Source organism: Mucilaginibacter puniceus (assembly GCF_054783175.1).
In genome coordinates this window covers 1-5,923 of sequence record NZ_BAAGRB010000004.1, presented here as the reverse complement: position 1 = coordinate 5,923, position 5,923 = coordinate 1, and the positions used below count along the sequence as shown (strand labels likewise).

Annotated in this window: 2 tRNA genes and 3 rRNA genes; all 5 read right to left on the bottom strand. The window is 47.2% G+C overall.

Features of this window, described 5'->3' with window-relative positions:
- Positions 1 to 8 precede the first annotated feature (8 nt).
- A 5S ribosomal RNA gene (gene rrf / locus ACYVJ6_RS14775) occupies positions 9 to 120 on the bottom strand.
- A gap of 288 nt (positions 121 to 408) precedes the next feature.
- A 23S ribosomal RNA gene (locus ACYVJ6_RS14770) occupies positions 409 to 3,292 on the bottom strand.
- Positions 3,293 to 3,551: 259 nt separating this feature from the next.
- A tRNA-Ala gene (locus ACYVJ6_RS14765) sits at positions 3,552 to 3,625 on the bottom strand.
- A 105-nt stretch (positions 3,626 to 3,730) separates the two neighbouring features.
- Positions 3,731 to 3,805 (bottom strand) — tRNA-Ile (locus tag ACYVJ6_RS14760).
- Positions 3,806 to 4,175: 370 nt separating this feature from the next.
- Positions 4,176 to 5,697 (bottom strand): 16S ribosomal RNA (locus ACYVJ6_RS14755).
- The 16S, 23S and 5S rRNA genes sit together here with 2 tRNA genes alongside, the layout of an rRNA operon.
- Positions 5,698 to 5,923: the final 226 nt, after the last annotated feature.

Genomic DNA, 5,923 nt, shown 5'->3' with positions numbered 1-5,923 from the left:
GTGATAAGATTTGGCACCGACCTACTCTCCCACGTATTACCGCAGTACCATCGGCTCTGGCGGGCTTGACTTCTCTGTTCGGAATGGGAAGAGGTAGACACCGCCGATATAGGCACCTGAATTTCTTTTAGTCATTGGTCATTGGTCAGTAGTCATTGGTATGATTTCCTGGCCTTGAGCCGATAACTTTATTTTATAGTTTAAGTCTTTTGTACTGATGATGGGCCAAATGACCAATGACCAGTGCCTAATGACTATAAACTTGACATATTATTGAAAGAAGTAAGTTTAAGAGAAAACAACAGGTATTATTATCTGTCTGTTGTTTTGTTCGGGATCAGAGGCGAAGTTATACATCAGGACAAGTCCTAATCTCTAATCTCCAACCTCTAATCTCTATATTCCAACACGAAGAAAGCTTCGGGCAATTAGTATTACTCGGCTATGATGTCACCACCTTTATACCTGTAACCTATCAACGTAGTCGTCTGCTACGACCCTCAATGGAAGTCTCATCTTGTGGCTAGTTTCGCACTTAGATGCTTTCAGCGCTTATCTATTCCCAACGTAGCTACTCTGCAATACAGCTGGCGCCATAACAGATTCACCAGAGGTTAGTCCAACCCGGTCCTCTCGTACTAAGGTCAGCCCCACTCAAACTTCCAACGCCCACAACAGATAGGGACCGAACTGTCTCGCGACGTTCTGAACCCAGCTCGCGTGCCACTTTAATGAGCGAACAGCTCAACCCTTGGGACCTTCTCCAGCCCCAGGATGTGACGAGCCGACATCGAGGTGCCAAACCTCCCCGTCGATATGAGCTCTTGGGGGAGATCAGCCTGTTATCCCCAGCGTACCTTTTATCCTTTGAGCGATGGCCCTTCCATGCAGAACCACCGGATCACTATATCCGTCTTTCGACCCTGCTCGGCTTGTCTGCCTCACAGTCAAGCAAGCTTATGCTATTGCACTCCGCGTACGGTTACCAAGCGTACTGAGCTTACCTTTGAAAGCCTCCGTTACCTTTTTGGAGGCGACCACCCCAGTCAAACTACCCGCCAAACAATGTCCCCCAACTACGCAGGGTTAGACACCAAATACAGAAAGGGTGGTATTTCAACGTTGACTAACCGACTCCTGGCGAAGCCGGATCACAGTCTCCCACCTATCCTACACATCCTGTATCCGATATCAATGTTAAGTTGTAGTGAAGGTGCATGGGGTCTTTCCGTCCCGTTGCGGGTAACCGGCGTCTTCACCGATACCACAATTTCACCGAGCTCATGGCTGAGACAGCGCCCAGATCGTTACACCATTCGTGCAGGTCGGAACTTACCCGACAAGGAATTTCGCTACCTTAGGACCGTTATAGTTACGGCCGCCGTTTACCGGGGCTTCGATTCAATGCTTCGGTTTAACCCTAACATCCCCTCTTAACCTTCCGGCACCGGGCAGGTGTCAGGCCATATACGTCATCTTTCGATTTTGCATAGCCATGTGTTTTTGTTAAACAGTCGCCTGGGCCTTTTCACTGCGGCTGACATTGCTGTCAGCGCCCCTTCTCCCGAAGTTACAGGGCCATTTTGCCGAGTTCCTTAGCCATGATTCACTCGAGCACCTTAGGATTCTCTCCTCGACTACCTGTGTCGGTTTACGGTACGGGGTTTTATAACCTGAAGCTTAGCAGGTTTTCTTGGAAGTCTGATTACCTGAACTATCACCTTACCCGAAGGCTCAGTGTACTATCAGCTTTCAGCAAGAGTTGCGTACTTAACTACATCTCCTATACCTACGGCCTTTAACGAACTATTCCGTCAGTTCGCGTCAGTTTCACTACTCCGTCACTGCATCGCAGTTATAAAACGTACTGGAATATTAACCAGTTATCCATCGGCTACGCCCTTCGGCTTCACCTTAGGCCCCGACTAACCCTGATCCGATTAGCGTTGATCAGGAAACCTTAGTCTTTCGGTGGGCGGGTTTCTCTCCCGCCTTATCGTTACTTATGCCTACATTTGCTTTTCTATTTCCTCCACAGTCAGTTATCTTCCTGCTTCACCGGTAGATAGAATGCTCCCCTACCAGATGCATTACTGCAAATCCATAGCTTCGGTATACCGCTTAATGCCCGTTTATTATCCATGCCCGATCGCTCGACTAGTGAGCTGTTACGCACTCTTTAAATGAATGGCTGCTTCCAAGCCAACATCCTAGCTGTCTGTGCAATCGGACCTCGTTAGTTCAACTTAGCGGTAATTTGGGGACCTTAGCTGATGGTCTGGGTTCTTTCCCTCTCGGCCATGGACCTTAGCACCCATAGCCTCACTCCAGCGTATATTAATAAGCATTCGGAGTTTGTCTGGATTTGGTAGGATTTGACTCCCCCGCACCCAATCAGTAGCTCTACCTCTTATTAACTCAACCGCCAGGCTGTTCCTAAAAACATTTCGGGGAGTACGAGCTATTTCCCAGTTTGATTAGCCTTTCACCCCTACCCACAGATCATCCGGAAACTTTTCAACGTTTATCGGTTCGGTCCTCCAGTACCTGTTACGGCACCTTCAACCTGTCCATGGGTAGATCACAAGGTTTCGCGTCTACCCCCTCTGACTATACGCCCTATTCAGACTCGCTTTCGCTTCGGATCCGTGTCTTAAACACTTAACCTTGCCAGAGAGGAGTAACTCGTAGGCTCATTATGCAAAAGGCACGCCGTCACCACATTACTGCAGCTCCGACCGCTTGTAAGTACACGGTTTCAGGTTCTATTTCACTCCCCTGTTCGGGGTTCTTTTCACCTTTCCCTCACGGTACTGGTTCACTATCGGTCTCTCAGGAGTATTTAGCCTTACCGGATGGTGCCGGCAGATTCCCACAAGGCGTCTCCGACCTCGCGGTACTCAGGATACCACTATGTTATTATTACTTACCCGTACGCAGCTCTCATGCTCTATGGCCGGGTTTCCCACCCCGTTCCGGTTCATTTTAATATACAATATCGTGGTCCTACAACCCCAGTTATGCCGTAACATAGCTGGTTTGGGCTCTTTCCCTTTCGCTCGCCACTACTCAGGAAATCATTATTATTTTCTCTTCCTCTGCTTACTTAGATGTTTCAGTTCAGCAGGTTCGCGCATTTATGCAACTATTCTTCAAATAGTTAGGTTTCCCCATTCAGAAATCTACGGATCAATTCATATTTGCTGATCCCCGTAGCTTATCGCAGCTTATCACGTCTTTCATCGCCTCTGAGAGCCAAGGCATCCCCCGTGTACCCTTTCTTACTTTCTTCTACTCATGCGCCTTTTGCTCGCATGGTATGCTTTTTTATTCAGTCATTACTTCATTGGGTCATTAAGTCATTGGTTTGCACCGCCGATTTAACTCGCCTCCGAGACATAACAACGTCCTATCTGTTGTTTTCTCTTTATTTTACTTCTTCCAATATGTCAAAGAACGTTTTGCTTGTTCGTCATTGTGTCATTGGTCATTAGGTCATTGGTTTTACCCTAATGACTAATGACTACTTCACTAATGACTGCAAAGCATCGTGGAGAATAACGGATTCGAACCGTTGACCCCCTGCGTGCAAGGCAGGTGCTCTAGCCAGCTGAGCTAATCCCCCGTTGATGAGTGATTCGTGATCGGTTGATTAGTGATTAGTTGTCATTGCGACTTAACTAATCTCTATTCTCTAATCTCTATCGCCTCTGCAGCTTCGCTGCAGCAGTAGTCCCGAGCAGATTTGAACTGCTGACCCCTACATTATCAGTGTAGTGCTCTAACCAAGCTGAGCTACAGGACTATTCAATTTCGGATTTCGGATTTACGATTTCGGATTTAGATAATCGTAATTCGTAAATCGTAAATCGTAATTTCTTACAATCTCGCATCCCAGATGATCAGCACTATGCCGATGGCTTCATCTTTGGGTTTTCCTTTTGTGTTTTTTATAGTTAGTTAATCAGTGATTGGTTAATTAGTGATTAGTTCCTTTCGCAGGTACTAATCTCTGATCTTTAATCTCTGATCTCTAAACTTTAAGAAATAATCATGCAGATAACAGTTTTGTTATAATTTATGTGAGTGGTTAAGCGGTTGATCAGGTGAGTAGTTTTAAGGCTATTCTCTAATCTCCATTCTCTAATCACTATCACAAGTGGATACTGCTCCAGAAAGGAGGTATTCCAGCCACACCTTCCGGTACGGCTACCTTGTTACGACTTAGCCCCAGTTACCGACTTTACCCTAGGACGCTCCTTGCGGTTACGCACTTCAGGCACTTCCAGCTTCCATGGCTTGACGGGCGGTGTGTACAAGGCCCGGGAACGTATTCACCGCATCATTGCTGATATGCGATTACTAGCGAATCCAACTTCACGGGGTCGAGTTGCAGACCCCGATCCGAACTGTGATTGGCTTTAAGAGATTGGCATCCTGTTGCCAGGTAGCTGCCCTCTGTACCAACCATTGTAGCACGTGTGTAGCCCCGGACGTAAGGGCCATGATGACTTGACGTCGTCCCCTCCTTCCTCTCTATTTGCATAGGCAGTCTGTTTAGAGTCCCCATCATTACATGCTGGCAACTAAACATAGGGGTTGCGCTCGTTGCGGGACTTAACCCAACACCTCACGGCACGAGCTGACGACAGCCATGCAGCACCTAGTTTCGTGCTCCGAAGAGCTGTGGCGTCTCTGCCACATTCACTAACTTTCAAGCCCGGGTAAGGTTCCTCGCGTATCATCGAATTAAACCACATGCTCCTCCGCTTGTGCGGGCCCCCGTCAATTCCTTTGAGTTTCACCCTTGCGGGCGTACTCCCCAGGTGGAATACTTAACGCTTTCGCTTAGACGCTGACCGTATATCGCCAACATCGAGTATTCATCGTTTAGGGCGTGGACTACCAGGGTATCTAATCCTGTTTGATCCCCACGCTTTCGTGCCTCAGTGTCAATAAAACCATAGTAAGCTGCCTTCGCAATTGGTGTTCTGTGACATATCTATGCATTTCACCGCTACTTGTCACATTCCGCCTACCTCTAGTTCATTCAAGCTCTTCAGTATCAAAGGCACTGCGATAGTTAAGCTACCGTCTTTCACCCCTGACTTAAAAAGCCACCTACGCACCCTTTAAACCCAATAAATCCGGATAACGCTTGGATCCTCCGTATTACCGCGGCTGCTGGCACGGAGTTAGCCGATCCTTATTCTCAGAGTACATTCAGCTCATTACACGTAATGAGGTTTATTCCCCTGCAAAAGCAGTTTACAACCCATAGGGCCGTCTTCCTGCACGCGGCATGGCTGGTTCAGGCTTTCGCCCATTGACCAATATTCCTTACTGCTGCCTCCCGTAGGAGTCTGGTCCGTGTCTCAGTACCAGTGTGGGGGGTCATCCTCTCAGATCCCCTAAACATCGTAGCCTTGGTAAGCCGTTACCTTACCAACTAGCTAATGTTCCGCATGCCCATCCTTGTCCTATAAATATTTGATTATTTTGTGATGCCACATCATAATGTTATGCGGTCTTAATCTCTCTTTCGAGAGGCTATCCCCCTGACAAGGGTAGGTTACATACGTGTTACGCACCCGTGCGCCACTCTCATGTGAAGCAAGCTCCACAATCCCGTCCGACTTGCATGTATTAGGCCTGCCGCTAGCGTTCATCCTGAGCCAGGATCAAACTCTCCATTGTAAAATGTTTTGTTTGACTATCTGACCCTATTATCTTTCTAATAGAATCTTTAATCTGTATTATATATCTTTATACAAATATCCTATTCTTATAACAAACTTTGTTTAGTGAGTAGTGAGTGGTTAATCAGTGATTTGTTATTGCTAACTCCTCCCCTTTCAACTTCGCCGCTCTCTTCAAAGCCCGCTACGCTGCATGATTTTCTATTTCTTAAAAGAACTTTATC